Origin of the sequence: Achromobacter sp. Marseille-Q0513 (genome assembly GCF_018195695.1) — a bacterium.
Classification (GTDB): domain Bacteria; phylum Pseudomonadota; class Gammaproteobacteria; order Burkholderiales; family Burkholderiaceae_B; genus Achromobacter.
Map to the genome: position 1 here is coordinate 1 of NZ_JAGTJY010000421.1, position 704 is coordinate 704.

Annotated in this window: 1 protein-coding gene and 1 pseudogene; both read right to left on the reverse strand. The window is 63.1% G+C overall.

The features are described 5' to 3' along the window. Positions 1-149: pseudogene (locus tag KDH83_RS31030) on the reverse strand (S-(hydroxymethyl)glutathione dehydrogenase); the annotation flags it as partial. A 72-nt stretch (positions 150-221) separates the two neighbouring features. Next, positions 222-704 (reverse strand): flavin reductase family protein (locus KDH83_RS31035; RefSeq protein ID WP_212322941.1); only part of this gene is annotated, 483 nt, incomplete at its 5' end.

Here is a 704-nt window from a genome sequence, read left to right on the forward strand (position 1 = left end):
TCGCCCGACAGGGTGAAGGCGTCGGTGTGGCAGACGCCGGTATGGGTGATCTTGACCAGAACTTCACCGGCCTTTGGTGGAGCGACGTCGATCTCGACGATTTCAAGCGGTTTGCCTGGCCCGAAGGCGACGGCAGCACGTGACTTCATGCTTTTCTCCTGTAATCGGTGGGCACTTTACGGAGGTGCGGCAGTTGCCGCTCCACCTGGGCGACCAAAGGTTTAGCGTTGCGTTAAAGGCACGTCCAGGGCATCGCCGATGGTATAGAAATGCCCGCCGGCGACATGATGCAAGCTGCGCCAGACCGGGTCGGCATGCTCGTAGCGCCAGCGGCCATCGCTGAACGCCCGCGCGTCCGCCCAGGCGCCGACCACCTCGCCGATGAACAAGTCATAGGTCTCCTGATTGCGCACTTCCGGGATGAGCCGGCACGCCAGCCAGGCCGAAGCTCCGGCCACGAAGGGTTGGTCGAAGCCGTCGAAGCGCAGGAGCTCCACGCCGCAGTTCTGGAGCTTGTCCGGATCCTGATGCAGGCTCCGGGAGCCTACCTCGTGCACCAGCCGCGCTTGCGCGACAGTTGGAATCTGGATGACGAATTCACCGCTGGCCTCAATCAGTTCGCGCGTTCGTGTGATCTTGTCCAGCACCACGGTCAGCCTGGGTGGCGAAAAATCCAACGCACAGGCCCAGGCGGCGGCCATGAC